At 57.5% G+C, this 19083-nt stretch carries 10 protein-coding genes and 1 pseudogene; 6 read left to right on the top strand and 5 right to left on the bottom strand.

The genetic code is table 11. The features are described 5' to 3' along the window. Positions 1 to 267: 267 nt before the first annotated feature. The 5 genes and pseudogenes from I6F21_RS30275 to I6F21_RS30295 all read left to right on the top strand — a co-directional run. A pseudogene (locus I6F21_RS30275) lies at positions 268 to 488 on the top strand (transposase); the annotation flags it as partial. 659 nt (positions 489 to 1147) lie between these two features. After that, a complete protein-coding gene (locus tag I6F21_RS30280) occupies positions 1148 to 1456 on the top strand; it encodes a hypothetical protein (RefSeq protein ID WP_225129451.1) in 309 nt (102 codons plus the stop codon). Between the two features lie 1294 nt (positions 1457 to 2750). Further along, positions 2751 to 9200 carry a non-ribosomal peptide synthetase gene (locus I6F21_RS30285; protein WP_225183954.1) on the top strand — a complete coding sequence of 2150 codons (6450 nt, stop codon included), beginning with the start codon at positions 2751 to 2753 and terminating at the stop codon, positions 9198 to 9200. Continuing rightward, positions 9197 to 10618: an MATE family efflux transporter gene (locus tag I6F21_RS30290; RefSeq protein WP_225183955.1), complete on the top strand. Its 1422-nt coding sequence runs from the start codon at positions 9197 to 9199 to the stop codon at positions 10616 to 10618. The genes I6F21_RS30285 and I6F21_RS30290 overlap by 4 nt, the downstream gene beginning before the upstream one ends. 1376 nt (positions 10619 to 11994) lie before the next feature. Then, positions 11995 to 12690: a GntR family transcriptional regulator gene (locus tag I6F21_RS30295; RefSeq protein WP_225131377.1), complete on the top strand. Its 696-nt coding sequence runs from the start codon at positions 11995 to 11997 to the stop codon at positions 12688 to 12690. On the opposite strand, the gene I6F21_RS30300 is transcribed toward I6F21_RS30295, so the two are convergent. The 5 genes from I6F21_RS30300 to I6F21_RS38905 form a co-directional block, all read right to left on the bottom strand. Then, positions 12599 to 14296, bottom strand: a complete 1698-nt coding sequence (locus I6F21_RS30300) for an ABC transporter ATP-binding protein (RefSeq protein WP_225183956.1) — start codon at positions 14294 to 14296, stop codon at positions 12599 to 12601. The genes I6F21_RS30295 and I6F21_RS30300 overlap by 92 nt on opposite strands. Beyond that, positions 14283 to 15914, bottom strand: a complete 1632-nt coding sequence (locus tag I6F21_RS30305) for an asparagine synthase-related protein (protein WP_225131372.1) — start codon at positions 15912 to 15914, stop codon at positions 14283 to 14285. The genes I6F21_RS30300 and I6F21_RS30305 overlap by 14 nt, the downstream gene beginning before the upstream one ends. Positions 15915 to 15934: 20 nt before the next feature. After that, positions 15935 to 16291: a lasso peptide biosynthesis B2 protein gene (locus I6F21_RS30310; protein WP_225183957.1), complete on the bottom strand. Its 357-nt coding sequence runs from the start codon at positions 16289 to 16291 to the stop codon at positions 15935 to 15937. A 268-nt stretch (positions 16292 to 16559) separates the two neighbouring features. Continuing rightward, a complete protein-coding gene (locus tag I6F21_RS30315; RefSeq protein WP_225131368.1) occupies positions 16560 to 16706 on the bottom strand; it encodes a hypothetical protein in 147 nt (48 codons plus the stop codon). A gap of 556 nt (positions 16707 to 17262) precedes the next feature. Further along, positions 17263 to 17394 (bottom strand): hypothetical protein, encoded by a 132-nt coding sequence (locus tag I6F21_RS38905; protein WP_275945364.1) that lies wholly within the window; start codon positions 17392 to 17394, stop codon positions 17263 to 17265. A 265-nt stretch (positions 17395 to 17659) separates the two neighbouring features. Here I6F21_RS38905 and ald point away from each other — a divergent pair, with 265 nt between their 5' ends. After that, positions 17660 to 18772 carry an alanine dehydrogenase gene (gene ald / locus I6F21_RS30320; protein ID WP_225131366.1) on the top strand — a complete coding sequence of 371 codons (1113 nt, stop codon included), beginning with the start codon at positions 17660 to 17662 and terminating at the stop codon, positions 18770 to 18772. The last annotated feature ends 311 nt before the right edge of the window (positions 18773 to 19083 follow it).

The following is a 19083-nucleotide window of genomic DNA, read 5'->3' on the forward strand; positions in this document are numbered from 1 at the left end:
AACAAGCGCTCAGTCGAGCGGGATGAAAGCTCGTTGTGGGTAGCTAACCCAGCAGCAAGCGGTTACCATCTACAAAAGCTCGGTCAGAACCGTGCTCAGCAGCGTCTGCTTGCGGATTAGAAACGGCGCGCATTCCGTCCAATACGCCCGGTTCTGCGAGAGGCTGGAGGTGAAATCCCGCCGGCCTTTTCACCACACCATCCGTATCCCGGCGAAGGGCAAGGTACAACCGGGCGGTTCTGCACTTGTGTGTGGTGGCCGGCCACCGGGCCTGCGCCGGCGGCGGCAGTCTAGTACGCCTCGAGCAACCGACGAGGCGAGCATCTCCAGAAGAAGCTGGCCGCGTTCGCCGGCATGCTGTACGCCGGTGCTTCAGCGGGTTCGAACCGCTGTTCGACCCGCAGAAGAAGGTGCGGCCGATTACACTGGCGTTTTGCATTGCCCATGCGCGGCGGGGCTTCTTCGAGCTGGCTGACATGGAGAAGAATGAAGTAGGCGGGCAAGTACAGACTTCAACAGACCCGGTCATCGCGACCGGGAAATTGGTCTTAGAGCATGCGTGTGCCCACAGCATGATAATGCATTGGTAGTCTGTTCAGTTGAAGGATCGTCCTCAGAGAGTGGGTGGTGCGCGCCAAATTTGTATTCGCTCGGCCTCATATTCGAGAAGGCCGCAACAGGCTGCGCAACGTGCTGTCGACCGTACCGAACTAGTGTTGTGGGCGGGTAGCTTTGCTACCCTGGCTATGTCGCGTGTCAATCCGTTAGGTGGTCGGCTGGCGAGTTGTTCAAATGACGAATTCACATTCGTTGACTGCATCCCCACAGCGGCAGGAACTCGCAGTGCATCACCGTCTCTCTCAGGAGCTCTACCTGCCATCGATGAGTCGAGGCAATATCACATGGCTCCGGGCCGCGCCGCCCCGTTTTCCGAGGTGCAGCCAACGCCATCGACTCCGATCGCTTCGATGCGACAGCATCGGGTCTGCGAACTAACGCGCGCCACCGCGTAACTACCGCATAAGAGTGCTGTCAATTGTCGCTACCAGATCTGGGTGTTTGGGGAAGCAGTACTTGCCTCGTAAGATTACGGAAAGGCCGGATACGCATATGCGTGTTCCCATCAAGCTTCGAGACGCGCAATGCCATGGCAAACATGAATCTCAGCTTCCAATCCTTTGCCGACGCACGCGCGCGACAGCCGACCGTCACCGATCAAGAACTCACCAAATTTAGAGCACTGGTCCCGAGACGTTCAGGTTTCCAGACGAGACGTGTCATGAAGCCAATAGCGCGGGTCGCAGCAGCAATAAACCGCGCTCGGGCACTCTCCGATCTCGACCGGTGCTGCGCAATCTGGTGGCTCTATCGCCTCCATTTCGGCATCAACCGCGACGTGATGTTCGGCCTTGCCGCGGTCACGATCGCTCAGGAGAGGTCCCGCTGCGGCATTTAGGCCTCGTGACATCGGTCACCGTTCATGCGAGCGCTGGCACTGCCCCACCAAACCTGCCACCACGTTGTGTTGGCTGGCGGACAAAAAATCTCAGTCTAACGCCAAACGTCTCAAGTCTCCCCCAGGCCACTAAGGTCGCAATCACATCTAGTACCGGCGGACTGCCCGGGGGCACAAATGGCGCCTGGAAATACGCTGAGCAGACCGCACAAGCCGAACTAGTGCTCGCCGTTAGCAGCATCAGCAGGATGAGATTTGTGGCGTGGATGATGCTGCTCATGCAGCCCAACATCGTCAATTGACGGGCCCGAATAGCTGAGCGGAGAGCGCAAAATCGGAGTGCTTGATTGGTAAAGTCTGCCGATCGGGAGCAAGGACGCGACGCTCGCATTTCACCAGATGATCTTAAGCGGAAAGGAATTTGCCGCGCCCGAAACCGCAAAGGTCGTGGAAAATGGTCGAGTAGCTCATCAAGCAAGTCTGGCGAGCGCATTGCGATGGATTAATCCTCACGCAGAGGGCCCGTGGGCAGGCTGCGTCTCTGTCGATCGAAGTCTCTGTGAGCCATTCGTCGCTGCGGACGGCCAGCCATTCAACCGTTCGCTGCCCGGAAAATGTGCCCTCGGCGCCTATCCACACCAGTTTGGGCGATGACACGACGCCTCAATTTCCAGCTCGCGTTGTCATCGTCATAAATAAATCTCCGTTGACTAACGGCCAAATAAGCGGAGCTATTCGGATTTAGGTGACGAGGTGATCGGGCGCTTTGTTTGCCGGTGCCAGCACTTGGATGACCTCAAGGCCGTGCTTGGGACTGCTGCTGCGAGCTTCGATAACTCGTTGGAATGTTGAGGCGCCGCCGGGTCCCTGTGGCGACGATCACCGGCTTGAACACCATCGGTCTGGCGGTGGTTACGGTAAGAAGCCTTTCGTCCGTACAAGCTGTATCGCCGGGGTGGCCTACACGCTCTCGATGGGTTGGTGGTGCCGGCTCAAGTGCCGCGAAATCGGACAATTACGCTAATCACAAGCCGTAACGAGCCTGTGGGCGCGTCGATCGCGAGTGCCATGCAGACGATGGCAGGTCCATTACAAGAGTAGGTAGGTGCCAAAGTGGACGCGGGGTCCTAGCGTCCTCCTGTTCCTCTGCCGATCATCGAGCCAGAAGCGAACAGCGAGAAGGTCATACGGACAAAACCGACGTGCGGAATCAGGGTGGCTGCGCATGTCACCTCGATGACGAGCTCCGGCGTTCCGATTTGGGCGCCGAAGAAGGCGACGAATGGCGGGGCGCGTGCCTACGGAAAATCAATCAGGCAAGGAGCAGTCTATGGAACGTCAACCGGTTGACGCGGTCACGGCGATCGATCGGCTTGCAGATTCGGATCCGGAGAGAGTTGCGCTGAGGCACGGCGCAGACGAACTCACATATGAGGCGCTACGATCAAGATCGGATGCCCTTGCAAGGACCTTACGAGAGCAGGGTGCTCGCGGCGCGGTTGTCGGCTATTGGGGAGGGCGGGACCTCGACTGGGCGACGGCGGTCATCGCAATTTTGAAAGCTGGATCAACGTACCTACCGCTCGATCCATCGCTGCCGGCTTCCCGTACATCATTCATGATCGAGCAGAGCCGCTGCGCTTTGTTGATGGGCCGAGACCGGCCGGATTCGCTCAGCCTATTCCAGAAGAGCAGCAAAGCAGCTCCGCAATTTGTAGCTATAGAGGCGGCACTGCGCCGGGTGCAGATCTCGTCTGTTGTGCCATCCCCGAACGCGGATGGACTTGCCTATATTCTGTTTACGTCTGGTTCGACGGGCCAGCCTAAGGGCGCAATGATCGAGCGCGACGGCCTAAACAATCATTTGGCGGCAAAGATCGATGCCCTAAGTCTCACTCGGACGGATCGCGTCGCGCAAACGGCATCGCACTGCTTTGACATCTCGCTTTGGCAGCTTCTTTCTGGGCTTTGCGTCGGAGCCTCTACATCAATCATCGATGATTCGACACTGAGATCGCCCTCATCGCTCCTTCAAGCAATTCAACGATGCGGCGCTACGATCGTCCAACTCGTTCCGTCGATGCTGGCAGTGTTTGTTGAATATCTGCAATCGCTTGCCGCGGCAGAGCGAGCCATGGACGGCTTGCGGATTATTTCTACGGTCGGAGAACCTCTAACGCCCGGATTGGCGCGTGCGTGGCTGGCCTTGTATCCCCGCGTTTCCATTCTCAATCATTACGGGCCGACCGAGTGCGCCGACGGCGTGACGCATCATCTGGTTTCCGTTCCGCCTGCGCTGGCTGAGCCTTATGTGCCGATCGGCAGGCCAATTCAAAACGTTGAGGTTTATGTCGCGGACGGACCACGGCTCTGCAGTGTAGGAGAAGTCGGCGAAATCTGTGTTAGCGGCGTCGGTGTCGCTGCCGGTTACGTCAATGACCATGTCCGCACCAAGAATGCGTTTGGGCCGAACCCGTTCTCAAACGACCCGTCGTTCGGGCGCCTATACCGGACAGGTGATCTTGGGCGCGTTCGTTCCGACGGGCTTCTGGAATGTCTCGGTCGACGGGATCGTCAGGTTAAAATTCGCGGGCACAGAATCGAGCTGGGAGAAATCGAAGCTCGTTTGTCCGCTCATCCCTCGGTGCATGGCGCCGTCGCAGTTGCCTCTGTCTGCGCAGGTGTAAAGCTTACGGCGCGAGATATAGCTGGGTCGGAGGCGCAAGCCGAATCGCGGCGTCTGGTCGCGTATGTGTCGGCTCCAGCTGAACTGGCGGAAAGCGATCTTCGGAAGTTTCTTGCTGAGGCACTCCCCAGCTACATGCTTCCGGAAAGAATCGTCCATGTGGACGATATTCCACTGACCAGGAACGGAAAGGTCGATTTTGCAGCGTTGCCTGACCCGGCCAGTGTTCGGCCGTTATTGTCAACGCCCTTCGCGGAGCCGCAATCAGACCTCGAAGTCCGGCTACGTCAAATCTGGTCCGGCATTTTGCGTATCGAGAACATAGGTGTAAATGACCAATTCATAAGCCTTGGCGGAGACTCGCTCCGCGCAATGCTTATATTGGGACAATTGCAGACCTTGCTAGGAGTGAGAGCGGATTTCAGACTGGTCCTGAATGGCACAATTCGATCTCTTGCCGCTTCGATCGAGGGGCGCACTGAGCTCAATCCGTGTACGGCTTTGACATGCCGAAAGCTAAACCGATCACCTCTGACGCACCTCCAGGAGCACCTTTGGTTTTTGGCGCAGCTCGATCCATCTGCCCGGAACTACATCATTCAAGGCGGGCTGCGCATTAAGGGAAACATCAGTTTAGCTCGGTTCAATCGCGCCTGGACCGAGGTCATTCATTCCCACCAGGCACTTTCGGCGCGCTTTATCGACAAAGACGGTCCGGTTCAATGCTTTGATGCTCCGCCATGCACCAATCTTGAATTGATCGATGTATCTCATCTCACCTCCTCCGAGGCTGAGGAGCTCATCGCACAGTTTCGGCGAACGGAGCTGAAAAACAATTTCGATCTCGGACAGGGCCACTTGTTTCGCGCGCGCATGCTCCGGCTTGGTCCTGACAATCATCTCATATTGATCACCGCTCACGAAATCATCCTCGATGCCTGGTCGATTTCTGTTTTGCTCAGAGATCTTCAGCAGAGATATTTAGATCCCGTGGCGCCTTGGCAAGAGAACTGTGCGTCACTCTCGGGCTACGCGGTGTGGGAAAAACAACACGTTTCTCCAGAGGCGCTGGAGAACCAACGTCACTATTGGCGTCGTCAAATTGGTGATGATCCGCCAGCGCTTTCGCTTGGAAGGGCGCGCCCGCAAACAAATTCATACCGCGGCGCCTCGCATCCAGTGCTGCTTGGCAGTGATCTCTCCAGTCGCGTAAGAGAATTCGCGCGCCGAAATGGCTGCACCACGTCGACAACACTGCTGGCGTGCTTCCAGCTGCTGCTACGAATGTATAGCGGTCAGGACGATATTGTCATCGGCATGCCACACGCTGCACGGGATCAACCTGGCAGCGCCGACATCATCGGCTTTTTCCTGAATATGCTACCGATCCGTGCCGCGATCGATGCCGGTCAGTCCTTTTCTGCTCATGCCACGCGCATCCAGGGCCTGGTCAGCGATGCCATCGCAAATTCGGCCTATCCATTCGGATGGATGGTCAGGGATAGTCGGTTATGTCGCGAACCGGGGCGATCACCGATCTTCCAGGTCATGTTCAACATGTACTCCGAAGCTGCCGAACCCGTTGGTCGGGACGAGTTGGCTCTGACATTCCGCGAGTACGACACAGGCTATGTCAAATTCGACTTAACACTGTACGCGCAAGATCAGGGCGATGAAATTGCGCTCCAGCTGGCGTATGCGGAAGACATATTGTCGAGTGATCTAGTTGTTCGCATGGCCAACAATCTGCGCTGTCTGATTGCCGCCTGCGTTGACGAACCGCTTGCGCCCATTGAGGAGCTGAGCTGCCTCAGCGCGTCAGACGTCACTCTACTGAACTCGCTGAAAGGATCCAGGCAGCCATATGACTCTGAATGTCTGCTTGTTGAAGCTTTCGAGCAGATCAGTGTCTCCAATCACAGCAAGGTAGCATATTTTGGCGAGTTCGGGGAAGTCACATTCGGCCAGCTGCGTGAGCGCGTAGCAGCTATCAGGTCCTTCCTACGGGATTTGGACGTGGGCGCTGGCGATATGGTCGCCATGCTGGTCGACCGGTCGCCTGACGTTGCCGCTGTAATGCTGGCGGCGCGAGCTTTGCACTCTATTGTCGTGCCGATACCGCCGGATTATCCGCCTGATCGGATCCAATATATCCTGCGAGATAGTCAGGCAAAGGCTGTGGTTCACGCAAATAGCACGGAGACTGGCTTTGACATACCTTCGATTTGTCTATTGACTTTAGACAGGTGCAGGGCGCTGACGGATAATTTCGAATCCAGCGACTCACCTTCAGATCACCAAATTGCGAACCTTATATACACGTCGTCCTCAACAGGGCGGGCGAAGGGGGTTCTTATTCCGGAATCGGCCATTCTCAATCGGCTGAACTGGATGTGGCGACGCTTTCCCTTCGATGGTACCGACGTGATGGTTGTCCAGAAGTCCGCTTCCCTTGTTGCGTCCGCTTGGGAGTATTTTGGTGGGCTTCTGAGAGGTGTGCCCACGCTGATCCTCACCCAAGGGCAGGTGCTAGATCCCGATCTGTTGTTGTGCAGTTTGGCAAAACATCGTGTGACACGCTTTTTTGCCTCTCCGCCACTCCTGTCCGGTATCATTGGGTCCCAGGAACGGCAACCGCAAAGGACCGCCTTGAGATTGGTCACAAGCAGCGCCGAACCGATGCCTTCCTCGCTGCCCGCTCGCTGGCGCGGGTCTTTTCCGGGCGTGCCGTTGTGGAACTTCTATGGTGCGACGGAATGTGCGTCCAATGCAGCCGTGCACGAAACGTCGGATGCCAATGACAACTCGGCGCTTGTGCCGGTGGGGCGGCCAATCGACAACGTCAAACTCTACGTGCTCGATTCACGATTGAAGAGAGTGCCTGTTGGAGCCCCCGGCGAACTGTGCATCGCGGGCCGCTGTCTGAGCGCTGGGTACTGGCGGGATCAAGATCGGACTGACCGCTGTTTCGTGCCGAATCCGTATGATAGCGGACAATATGACGTGCTCTATCGAAGTGGGGACATCGCACGCATCTCAACCAGCGGCCTTCTCGAGATTTGCGGCCGATCGGACAACCAGATCAAGGTAAGGGGCTTTCGCATCGAGCCGGAGGAGGTCGAAGTTGCCCTTGAGTCTCATCCGGCAATCGCAAAGGCCGCGGTCTTCGCAGAAGGCATCGATGAGGATCGCCGCTTGACGGCGAGCCTGGAGCCCGCTCAGGAGAATCTAAGCTCTCGAGAGATTCTCGCCCACCTGCGCAACAGATTGCCATCTCCCATGGTTCCCACAGCCTTCAGATTGGTTGACAGTGTTCCCCTGACGACAAGCGGAAAGATAGACCGTGCTCGCCTATCCTCCGTTCCTTACCGCGAGATAGAAACTAGTCCATCTGCTGAGCCCCGCACCAGGAACGAGCGAGTTCTTGCTCGCATCTGGGAGGATCTATTAGGCGCCAAAGGGATAGGAATCGACAGCAGTTTCTTTGATATCGGCGGCGATTCTCTTCTCAGCGTACGTTGCGTCACGCTGGCGCGCAAGGCCGGGCTGAATCTCACCGTCAACCAGCTTTATCGAACACCGACCATCAGGGAGTTGGCGGCCGCGGAAGCGGAGGCGGCACCCCACAACGCGGCTTCCGCGGACGGCCTACTGCCTGTGCCCCCCGTAATATCGTTTTGGAATTCTCTTGTCGGCTTTGACGAGCATTTTAACCTCGGCGATCTGTTCTTCTTGCGCGGCGGCATCCTGGACATCAAGATCCTGGACCGCGCTCTGGCCCATGTCATCGAGAGGCACGAAGGCCTCAGGCTCCGCGTTGCCCGAACCCAAGATGGACTACGGCTGGGGATTGGCCCTTGTCCGGCCGAGCGCATCGTGGAGGAGATCGATCTCGTCCGGATGACCGGCCCAGACCAGCGCAGGACAATCGAGAGCGTCTCGGCAAGACGTCAACACATGTTTCGGTTTGACGGCCACACGCCTCTCGTTCACGTCGTGGCCTTCCGTGCTTCGGAAAGCGGCGATTATTATCTGCTGGTACTGGTGCATCATTTCGTAGTGGATGGGATGGGCTATCGGCTATTCCTGGAAGCATTGGAGGACGCATACAACGCTCTTGCTGCAGGCCATGATGTGAATGGTGCCGAGGCCGTACAAAGGCTCTCTCCCTGGTTGAAGCGGCTCGAGCACTACGCGAACAGCGAAGCACCAGACGAACTCAAGCACTGGGAAGGCATTGACTACGATCAATTCAACTTCCGTGTCAACGACGCGTCATCGGCCCGCACGAGTGTTGCCGAAGAAAGCGCGAGAGAGCTTCACGATGCAAGTCTTAAAGGTCGTCGCGAGGATGCGAACGGCCGTTCGCTTCGGGCCAAGTATCATCTTGAGATCGACCGGGAAGCGACAGCGAGTCTCCTCAGTATTGGAGCCAGATCAGCGAATTGTCAGGACTTTGATGTGTTTCTTGCTGCCCTGTCGGGTGCGTGTGGAGCCCTGTTCGGCAACTATTCGCTTTGGATTGATAGCCTGACCTCGACACGAGGCCGGCTGTTTGACGATTTCGATTCATCTCAGATCATTGGTCTTCTCAGCGAGCTCGTTCCGCTTTCACTGAATGTCACAGGAAGGGAGTCGCGTTCCGACCGGGCTCGTTTGATATACCGGCAGCGCAATGCGCTGCCGCGCGGGGGAATAGGCTTTCGGGCCCTGAAATTCCTAAACCGAGATCCAGCCGTGCGGCGTCGGCTCGATCGCCTGCCACTGCCCAGAATTGGGGTGAATTATCGCGCCCGCTTGCAGCGCCATTTCCCACGCCGTTTTCTAGACACAGAACCTTCTCCACTTTGGATCGGCGAACACATGCATCAAGCGGCGGCGATCCACGTCTTGTGGTTCGATGTCGGATATCAATCGGGCGATCTACAGATTGACACCACGTATGATCCGAGCATGGTCGATTATGAGGTGACCCGCCATCTTTGCACGGTCTTGCAACAGGAGCTGTTGCAGACGATCAATGAAATTCGGAAGATCTCGGGACACCTTCATCCATGAATGAGCCCGATGCGGAATTCGCCGCCGAGGCCGATCACGATGTGATGCCGAACAAGAACGCGCGCATCGATCTATCAGACCCCGGTCTGTTCAGACTTATCCTACGGCTCGCCATTCCGTCTGTTGTTGGCTTGTCGATCAACGCGTTGCAGCAGGTCGTCAACGCAATCTTTGTTGGCGCACTCGGCGCGCCGGCGATCGCAGCCGTCAGCATGACCTTGCCGATCGTGGTCCTGCTCGCGGCGGCCGGACAGGGGATAGGAGTTGGAGCAGCGTCGTTCATATCTCGTCATCTTGGTGCTGGTGAGTACCTAGAGGCGAGTCGAGGCGCCAGTACTGCTCTCGCGCTCGCCGCGCCAGTCGGCATCACGGTCACAGTCGCTCTGTTTCTAAACATGCGAGAGATCTTCCTAGCGCTCGGCGCAACTCCAACCATCATGCCCCTGGCGCTCGACTACGCGACCACACTTTTGTTCGGATGCACCCTGATGCTTCTGAATATCGTCAACGGCTTCATCGTCCGAGCCGAAGGCGATACACGATTTAGCATGTGGACGATGATGACCGCCTTCATACTGAACGCTGGCCTTGATCCAGTGCTCATATCCGTGCTGGACCTCGGTGTGCGAGGCGCCGCTCTCGCAACGCTTGTGTCTCAGACTGCGGCTATTAGCCTCTATATCGCGTATTTTACCAAGCGACGCGGAATGGTCGTCGTCAGGATGTCTCACATCTCGTTGCGAGCAGATCGCATCAGACAGATAGCGTTCGTGGGGGCGCCAGCGACCATGACCAGCATCTTATCTGCTATTACTGTCGTGCTCTTGTACGGAGCAGCTGCGCCCTTCGGCGAAGAGTCCATCGCGGCCGTGGGAATAGCGGTGCGACTCTTAACGATTGGCGCACTGCTTATCAGCGGTTTCTGTATGGGGTCTCAAGCTATCCTGGGTTTTGGCTGGGGCGCACGCGATTTTGCTCGCGTACTGAGGGCTGCAAAGGTCATGCTCTCTATCACGGTTGCGCTTTCCTTTGCGTATTCCGCGACCGTTATGGTTTTTGTCCGTCCTTTGGTCGGGCTGTTCAGCGATAGCGATAGCGTCAGGGAAATTGCCGTTTCTGCCTGCACCGTCTTCCATCTCTTTTTTGGACTGTATGGTATTGAGACTGTCGTCACGGCGATGCTTCAATCGCTCGGGAGAGCGCGTCTCAGCGCGGTTGTGTGTTTCGCGAGACATTATCTCTTCATTCCGGCTGTACTGTTCTTCCCTGCCATCTCTGGCTTCAGCGGAGTATTGGCCAGTCAAGCCATCGCGGAGCTAGGCGCCGGGATGATTGCACTGTTTATCATGCGCCGTCAGTTCGTTGAGCTCAGGCGATGCGGCCGACACATTCAGCCTGGAATCGAAAGTGCTCTTTGATCTGATCATCGGAGCCGGCATTTAAGCCTGCATGGCCGGCGACGGGATGGCTCCAAAATTAGGTGTGATGTGCAAGAGCGAGTCGCTATGTATCGGTCTATATCGCTGCGATTGCGATGAAGGCAAAGCCGTCGAACGTCGTGCGCGGGTGGCGCAGCGCGGCGAGGTCGACGTCACGCCTAGTCTTGGCGAGCACTCGAGCTCAAGCCAAGGATAAGAGAGACCGATCATGAGGAAGCTACATCCGTGGCTTATGATCTGAAATCCGACCGCCCTTCAGTGTCGTGTCGCTCATAGTGAGGCAAGTAGGCAGCCGGAATTTGCGGCTTGCAGTCTGAGAACGCAAAGACGCCTTCGGAGCGATATTCCCGGCTGTGGGCGCTCTGTTTCGATTGTGTGTACTCAACTACCGCGAGGCCAAGCGGCATGCACGCCGTAAGGAAAATCTACGTCTCCGGGTAGAACGAAAGACACGGCATCACGGGGACGACCTGCATTCGTGCCGAGTGCAAATTTCGAAAATCGAGGGATTAAGTCCGTTGTTAAGCTCCGAGCCGAGAGGATTCGGCGGCGAAAACTCTAGCCAAGAATGGTCCAGTTTGACGGCCTCAGATCCCTTGAATCGTACGTAGCGTCAAGTTGTATCTCAGATGGGTGGGACGGCCCCCGACCACGCCAAGGCTATCCAACGAGCGAAAAGGATTGCGAATGTTTCAATTCTTAGACTCACGCCGCAGGACTTCCGTGATCAGCGAAAGCAGGGCGGTTTGAACGGCACGCTCTTCTTTAGCGATGGTGGCGGTGTTGTTCACCCGATGCAGGCCCGTTCCCCTTCGGATGCACCTCGGAGCACCAACACGCCATTGCGCAAGTGGCGGCTTACGAATCGCCGATGCTGATCTCGTTACGAACGCGGCTGCGCGACGAGCGGAGCTGGAGCTCTCCACCGATCCAACAAACGACTAACATTTTGATGAACGAAATGGGAGCCATGATGACCGGCGAATCTATCCTGATTTTGGGCGGCGGACCGCGAGTGCGGACGCAATATCGTGAACAGCGAAACCAACATGTTGGCGCCGACGTCGGCACCAGTGGCAGCGACGCTGCTTCTTGGGCGGGTTGCACAATGGCAGAAATGCCGCTCGATCATCGCCTCTACCCGTTGCGACCGCCTATTCCGCTTTGGACATACCCACCTCCTACTCGGCAGCAGAGCTTCGTGGCCCTAGCGGACGGCCTGCCATGGCGGCCTATGCTAGCAGCCATTTCGCCGCGGACCGGACCGCGCATGGTTTCCGGGGCGGCATGAGCTATGCCAAGAGGTGAGGCTCCCTTGACCGCCTCAGTCAGGCCGCTTGAACGGGCGAGTAATCATGGCTTTTGAGACACAGCATCCAGTATTCCAGGCCTTGCGCGAGCGTCTATTACTGGGCCATTGGCTACCCGGCACAGCCTTGAAGCCTGCCGACATTGCCGATGAGCTTCGCGTCGGAATTTCGCCCGTACGAGAGGCTTTGATACGGCTGACTGAGCGCGATGTGGTGCAAAATGTCGACCACAAGGGGTTCAACGCCAGGCCGATCGACCCACATCAAGCCATCCTGTTCTGCAACATGCTGTCGCAAATGTATGTCGATAGCATCAGCGATTTCACCAAGGCGAAGCTGATTGATGAAGTGGCGGCAAGCTTCTGCGGTGAAATTAAGCCCATCTACGCAAGCAATGAGGATCCCGCCAAACTCTTCTTGAAAGCAGGCGAGTGCTATCGGCGCGCGTTGCTGGTCAAACAGCATCGCCACATTGCGGATCACGTCGCGGACGTCGTTTATGTCTACCTTTCACGCGCAATGGGAACACGTACGTACTACAGCGAGTTGCTTGTCGAAAGTCAAAGTATCAGTGCGTTGATGGTCGAAGGGCAGCACAAAGGCGCAGCCCGTGCCATCCAAGACTTTTTCAGGCGCCGGGTCACGGAAGTTATGCGAGCACAAGCGAGGCTCTCGCGGATGCCGACCACGACAAATCTAGCACGTAGTCACGTGGACTTATCACGCCCCGGCGATGCGTGATTGCTATGATCGTCGTGTCCGACGCGAGTTGCCGAAGTTCGTCGAAGATTCCGCGCTCGGTCTGCTCGTCCAACCCGGAACTGGCCTCGTCGAGGAGCAACAGCCGAGGCCTTGCGATGAGGGCACGGGCGATCGCAAGGCGCTGCCTCTCGCCGCCGCTTAGCAATTGGCCCCGCTCGCCGACGCGGTAGTCCAAACCGTCCCGCAAGGAGGTCACCTTATCAGCCAGATGGACGCATTCTAGTGCGTGGAACACGTCCGCATCGGGAAACGGGCGGCCCAGCAGAACGTTTTCGCGGATACTCAGATTCATCATCATAGGCTCTTGGGGCACGTAACCTACGTGCGCCAAGTAATCTTCCGGATCGATCGTGGCCAGGTCCAGAGAGCCAACGCGTACCAGGCCGCTGTAGCCTTGATGCATTTTTAGCAGGAGCTGCATAAGCGTCGATTTGCCGGCGCCCGAGCGTCCGATGATGAAGTTGATGACGCCGGGCTTGAACTCGCCCGTTATCCCAGAGAGAAGCGGCGAGGCGGCGCGCTCATAACCAAACGAAAGCGCGCTGATGGAAATGGCGAGTGAGCCCGATATCGGCATAGTACGCTTGAGCATAGCGGGTCGTGCCGCTGGGGCATGGGCATCAAGCAGCGCCTGCAGCGGCCGGGCCATGCCACGCGCAATGATGATGTCTCGAATTGACATGCCAATAAGCTCGAAGGGCCGGTTCAGTTGAACCAGGATCATGCTCACCATGACGAGCCCACCTATCTCGCCTGATCGGTCATAGAGCCACAGCGAAAGCCCCAAGATCGAGGCATACTGAACGAACAAGAGGGTCGCTTGCAAAGCGCCATAGTGCAACCGGGCGCCATAGAACGAGAGCCAGGCTCGGCGCGTGGCGGCGGCCTGGCGGTCATACAACTCAGCTATCCAGGGTTGAGCGCGGAACACCCTGATCGAAATGATGTTCTCGATTGCATTTCCTAAAACGTTCGAGCCCTCGTTACTTGAGGCCTGCGCCTCAGCCTGATACACTTTTGTAACTCTATTGCTCTTCCACGTTATCAACACGAGGACGGCGCCGTAGGCTAGAACGAACAGCGCCACAAACCAATTTGCTGCTCCACCGACGGCAAGGAACGAGAACGCAACATCGGCGACCCCGCCCATCAGCACCATCAAATAGAGCTGAATGTAGATCTTATTGGACTGGTGCCAACTCTCTACCATTGCCGAAATCTTGCTCGGATTGTTTTGAGAAAACAGCGAGCCCTCGGCGCTCACCAGAGCGGCCATGATCTTCTTGCTGGAGAGATTACGAACGTCCTGTTCCAGCCTGTTCGACAGAACCGCCTTGACCTCCTGCAAGCACCGAGCAAGTGCGGTCGTAACGGCAAACAGCAACAACAAACTGAGCGTAAGAAGCGGCGGCGCGCTGGCCAGCCGGGCGACGGCCCGTGAGAACAAGAGCGGCCCGGCGACCGTGCAGGCAGACGCTGCAATGGTCGTGAGCAAGAAGCCCGCGACAAGAACGCGGGAAGATTGCAGGCTCGTCTTGATGATGTCCCATTGGAGCGGGGGCAAGAGCGGCTTACCCCAGTTCATGAAGGTCCATCCAATCGGCAACAGCGCAGAGACGAACGAGTGCAAACGCTGAGTCGTATGACAAATTGTCGATAGCTGAACGGAGGAGATCGCGGGAGATCAAGCCTTGCCGATACAATGCACTACGCTCGACACGTGACACTAAGGCACCATATTCGTACCGCATTAGCATGTCGCGCCCGGCACCTTTGCCAACCCGATAGTAGATCACGTCGGGCAAATGTTCCCGGAAGGCCTCGCGCTCAAGTGCACGATCAATTCCATTTGAGTGATGATGTCGGCGAGCCGTGACGAGACTTGCCTTGATGAGCGGCCAGAACACAAACGCCTTTCGCTCTTCTACCGCAATGTCTCGTAGTGCGATGCGATTGAGCTCCGCATGACGCATGCCGAAGAACTGAAACAGTCGCGTCGTCGGCAGGTGGCGTAGGGACCTGGCGCCTGGTACGAGCTCTGCACCGAAATCCGGCCGCACTGACGCGACAGGCGACTGCGGCCGATGATCACCGAGCATATGGCGGCGTAAGTCCCGGCCGCTCCGACCGGTGATCACCTCGCGAAGAACACGCCAGACAGACGTTCGAGCCTGAATCGCAAGGCCGGCGAGCTCGCGCAATGCATCTTGTGGCGATCGGGATTCGGCAAGCAGCTCTCTGGCCATCGTCAAGCGGCGCATTCTGAGAAATAGTTGATCGCCTCCGTCTCCTGTGAGCACCAGGCGCGATCCTGCGGCCTGCGCAGCCTCGTGAAGTTGAGCCGTTGTGGCGATCGTGGCCGCTAGCTTACAAGGTCGCGGCGTTGGAGCCAGCAATTCTGACGATAGATGGGTCATCGACGAGCGAGCATTCGTTTCGACATAGGTTGGCGCGCCGCCCACCTGCTCGGCTAGCGCGGCAAAAAAGAAGCGTTCGTCACCATTGACGTCCGTCTCTGAGTAGCTGTTCAGGAGGGAAAGGGGCCTGCCTCGATGGAGGTCGGCCGCAGCCAGCGCCACTACCGACGAATCAAGGCCCCCGGAACATTGAATACTGAAAGCACCGCCATAGTGGCGGGTTTTGTGAGCGACGCTCGCTGAGATCAATTGGCGAAAACTGGCCACGTCATCCTTGAAAGAGAACGCCGAGGTGTTGAGCCTGGCTACGGCGCCCGCCAGAAAATCGACTTGCCGAAAAGTCCCCCTTGAGACGATGAGCGCCGCGCCACTCAGTAGCTCAAAAATCCCACACAACCCTGTTTCCGGGGTCAACCAAGACGCGTTGCGTATCAGGCCAGTCAAATAGCCAAAGTTGAAGGCGTGGCGTTGCGCCAAGGCGGCATCTGGCAGCTTCAGTCCTGCCCAGCACTCAATCTCATCATTTCTGACCTGGTAGAAGATGGAGATCTCCGAGAAAGGTGGGCGTACGATCGCGATGCCACTTGGCGCGCGAACAATGAACGCCGCGTCGCCAGCGTACCGCTCCTGCAGCAAGGCGACAATCTCCGGCAGAGACGTGTCTTTGAACTGTGTTGGTTCCAATTCAGTCGGCATGCCGGTCTCGGCGTCAACAATATCGTTGAGCACCGTGATTTCCACGCGGCCGTCTACAATGATGGTGGCAAGCTCCTTCGCTGAATCCAAGAGCCCATCTACATTGAGTCTCATTTCGCGAAGCTCAAGATGACGCTGTAGTCCTCCACAGCACGCTTCGCGTCGTTCAAAATGAGGTCACCAGATTGCAGCCAGGCGTGGGCTCTGAACGGGGGCTGCTTCACACCAACGAGGAGCTCGAGCGATGCGATGTAGGGATAGAAAAACAGATACCCCCCTACGGAATCCTCAAGGCAGCGCGGGCGGCGGAACCGAAGATTGCGCAGATGTTGGAATACGCTGGCGTAGTAATCGATTGTTTCGACTCCCATTGACGCCGGTTCCCCGACGCGAGGCACGTAAAAAGTCGAGTTGACGAGCGATGGTCTGGCTGCGAACGAAGCGAGCAGCATGAGCCGCACGCGCATAGTGCCACACCAGATGGAGGGGTGGGAGAAAGGCTGGCGGTGAACTCAGGCAATCGCGCAACTTGGCCGTCGTCTCGGTTAGCCGTTCACGCTCCTCCGGACAAGCTGCAGAAGTGCTCGCCATGCTGTAACGATTGGATTGCAGGTCGAGGCTGATCCAACGCCCGTTAGACCACGCATGAAATATGTCACTCACAGCAGCGATCCCTTGGCCACCGCCTCAAACTGATGGGATGGGCCGAAGCCCATCCCATCAAGACGGTCCGCGTCAATCGGACTCATCCACGAAATAATAATCGCCGGTCGTGTGTTCTGCGCGCCACGAGCCCCCAAAGCCTTTTGTGAGCTCGGTGGCGTCCCCGAGGTCCTGCACCGTGTCATTGATAGCGGTTTCATTGATAGCGGTTGTATTCATCCACTTTCTCCAGAGTGACCGGCATATCGCCAGCGCGCGGAAGCTAGCATCGTGATATAAAATAGGGCTTTTATTTTCTGAGTATGATCTCGAGCGATTTGAAAAATAGTTTGACGTTGCGGAGGATGCGGGATGGGCGACGAGGCAATTAGGTGGCGCGTTTGCGGCCAGCGGCCGAAGGGACGATGATTCAATCACCTATAGCGCCTGAGTAGAGTTACCGGCACGGAAGGCGTCTAGTTCAATGGTAGCAATTCCATGGCCAGCGACCGCTTCGCGCTGACAGACAGTACCAGATCCAGTGCAGGCAGCCGATCTGACTTAAGCAAAGTCTAATCCGACTTCGTCACCGCGCAATGCCGCGACAGTTTCCGTCGCCGTGCGAAAGCTTGCTCAAAATGATCGCGATATTTGCCGAATCAGGCACCATGCTGCTGGGCTTGCAAGCCGCCAACCACTTTTGGCTTGGCATCGGGTCCGGCGCAGCAGCGCACCGACCCGTCTAACCGAACATAGATCTCTCAGCCGGCTTGGCGTTCTGGTAACGCTGCGTGATTTACGGCAGCAACTCCCGCTGAGGCGCGTCACGTTGCGCTTTGAAAGCGACGACGAAGACCTCAAGCCCGGCCGAGGTTAAACCGTTCTCAGTGACGAGACCCAGCCGCATGAGGTTGACCGCTGTCTCCATACATGGAACCTCCGCCAGCCGAGCGGACGCCCAGCGGTCCGCTTGCAGGACGCCTTCCAACAATGATGAGAGAGCTTTTACTGATCGTGTCGCCCCCGTGCAGTGGATCGTGTGACTTTGCCGGGCTGGCCGCGTTTGTTTGGAATTCTGCAGAACGATCTCGGTCAGCGCATATTGTCGCCGTTATGTCGCCCATTCTTCGCGATTTTGCAGAGAAACAACCTGGCCTTTCGATTAAAAGGAGGGGCCAAACAGGAGATTGCATATGAAGGTCGGGGTCCCTAAGGAAATCAAGACGCACGAATACCGCGTGGGTCTGACCCCTGGCGCCGTCCGCGAATATGTGGCTGCCGGTCACAATGTACTGGTCGAGACCAATGCGGGTGCCGGCATTGGCGCGAGCGATGACACTTATCGCAAGGCCGGCGCGACGATTGTCGGCTCAGCTCGTGAGGTCTTCGCATCCAGCGAGATGATCGTAAAGGTGAAGGAGCCGCAACCTTCTGAATGGACTCAGCTGCGCGAGGAGCAGATCCTTTTCACGTACCTGCATCTGGCGCCAGACCCGGAACAGGCGCGGGGACTCCTCAAGTCTGGATGCACCGCTATCGCCTATGAGACCGTGACGGATGCGCATAGCGGGCTTCCGCTGCTTGCGCCGATGAGCGAAGTCGCGGGAAGGCTTGCGGTCGAAGCGGCAGGCAGCGCCCTGAAGCGCTATAGCGGCGGGCGAGGGCTGTTGATCGGCGGCGTTCCTGGCGTGCAGCCGGCCCGCATCGTCGTGATCGGAGGCGGCGTTGTTGGGACACATGCGGCCCGAATGGCCGCTGGCCTGGGCGCCGAGGTCACGATCCTCGACCGTTCGATCCCCCGCCTTCGCGAGCTGGATGAACTGTTCGAAAGCCGCGTTCGTACCAGATTCTCGACCATAGATGCCCTCGAAGAGGAGGTCTTTGCAGCCGACGTTGTCATCGGCGCGGTCCTCGTCCCCGGTGCAAGCGCACCGAAACTCGTGAGCCGCAGCATGCTAGGCTCAATGCGCAAGGGATCCGTCATCGTTGACGTCGCCATCGATCAAGGCGGCTGCTTCGAGACATCGCGCCCGACCACGCACGCCGATCCAACTTACGAGGTGGATGGCGTCATTCACTATTGCGTCGCCAATATGCCCGGAGCCGTCCCGCTCACATCGAGCCAGGCACTGAACAATGCCACACTGCCCTTCGGGCTGGCGCTCGCCAACAAGGGTTTCGCGGCGGTGCTCGAGAATCCGCATCTGCGGGCAGGCCTCAATGCGTATCGCGGCCGGCTTACTTACAAGGCTGTAGCCGAGAGCCTCGGCCTGCCATTCTCCCCGATCGAACAGGCTGCGGCCTGATCCCAGAAGTCCCTATGGGACGTTTCCTCCCTCACTTAAGGGCCGCTCCTTGGAGTGGCCCTTTTTTTGTGCCCGGCATGTTCGGCAGCTTGGAGGTGGAAGCCCTCTACTTTTGGATAGCTATGAAATCCCCCACGGGATCGAATCAACGTGAATCATCCCCTGAGCGAACTCGCGTGGATGACTAGTAAGTGCATTACAACCCAAAGATCCGAAGGAGACGCACTCAGACCAAGCCCACGCTTCGCCGGGGGTGTTACGGCTCGATACGTTCCGACCAGAGCGATATCGTCTTCGATTTACCCCGATAC

It is taken from the genome of Bradyrhizobium sp. NBAIM03, assembly GCF_020194055.1.
Lineage (GTDB): Bacteria > Pseudomonadota > Alphaproteobacteria > Rhizobiales > Xanthobacteraceae > Bradyrhizobium > Bradyrhizobium yuanmingense.

What these genes read in the sequence shown, in the direction of transcription:
- I6F21_RS30280 (WP_225129451.1), top strand. Translation starts at nt 1,148, where the DNA reads ATGGCAAACATGAATCTCAGCTTCCAATCCTTTGCCGACGCACGCGCG.
- I6F21_RS30290 (WP_225183955.1), top strand. Translation starts at nt 9,197, where the DNA reads ATGAATGAGCCCGATGCGGAATTCGCCGCCGAGGCCGATCACGATGTG.
- I6F21_RS30295 (WP_225131377.1), top strand. Translation starts at nt 11,995, where the DNA reads ATGGCTTTTGAGACACAGCATCCAGTATTCCAGGCCTTGCGCGAGCGT.
- I6F21_RS30300 (WP_225183956.1), bottom strand. Translation starts at nt 14,296, where the DNA reads ATGAACTGGGGTAAGCCGCTCTTGCCCCCGCTCCAATGGGACATCATC.
- I6F21_RS30310 (WP_225183957.1), bottom strand. Translation starts at nt 16,291, where the DNA reads ATGCGCGTGCGGCTCATGCTGCTCGCTTCGTTCGCAGCCAGACCATCG.
- I6F21_RS30315 (WP_225131368.1), bottom strand. Translation starts at nt 16,706, where the DNA reads ATGAATACAACCGCTATCAATGAAACCGCTATCAATGACACGGTGCAG.
- I6F21_RS38905 (WP_275945364.1), bottom strand. Translation starts at nt 17,394, where the DNA reads ATGGAGACAGCGGTCAACCTCATGCGGCTGGGTCTCGTCACTGAGAAC.
- ald (WP_225131366.1), top strand. Translation starts at nt 17,660, where the DNA reads ATGAAGGTCGGGGTCCCTAAGGAAATCAAGACGCACGAATACCGCGTG.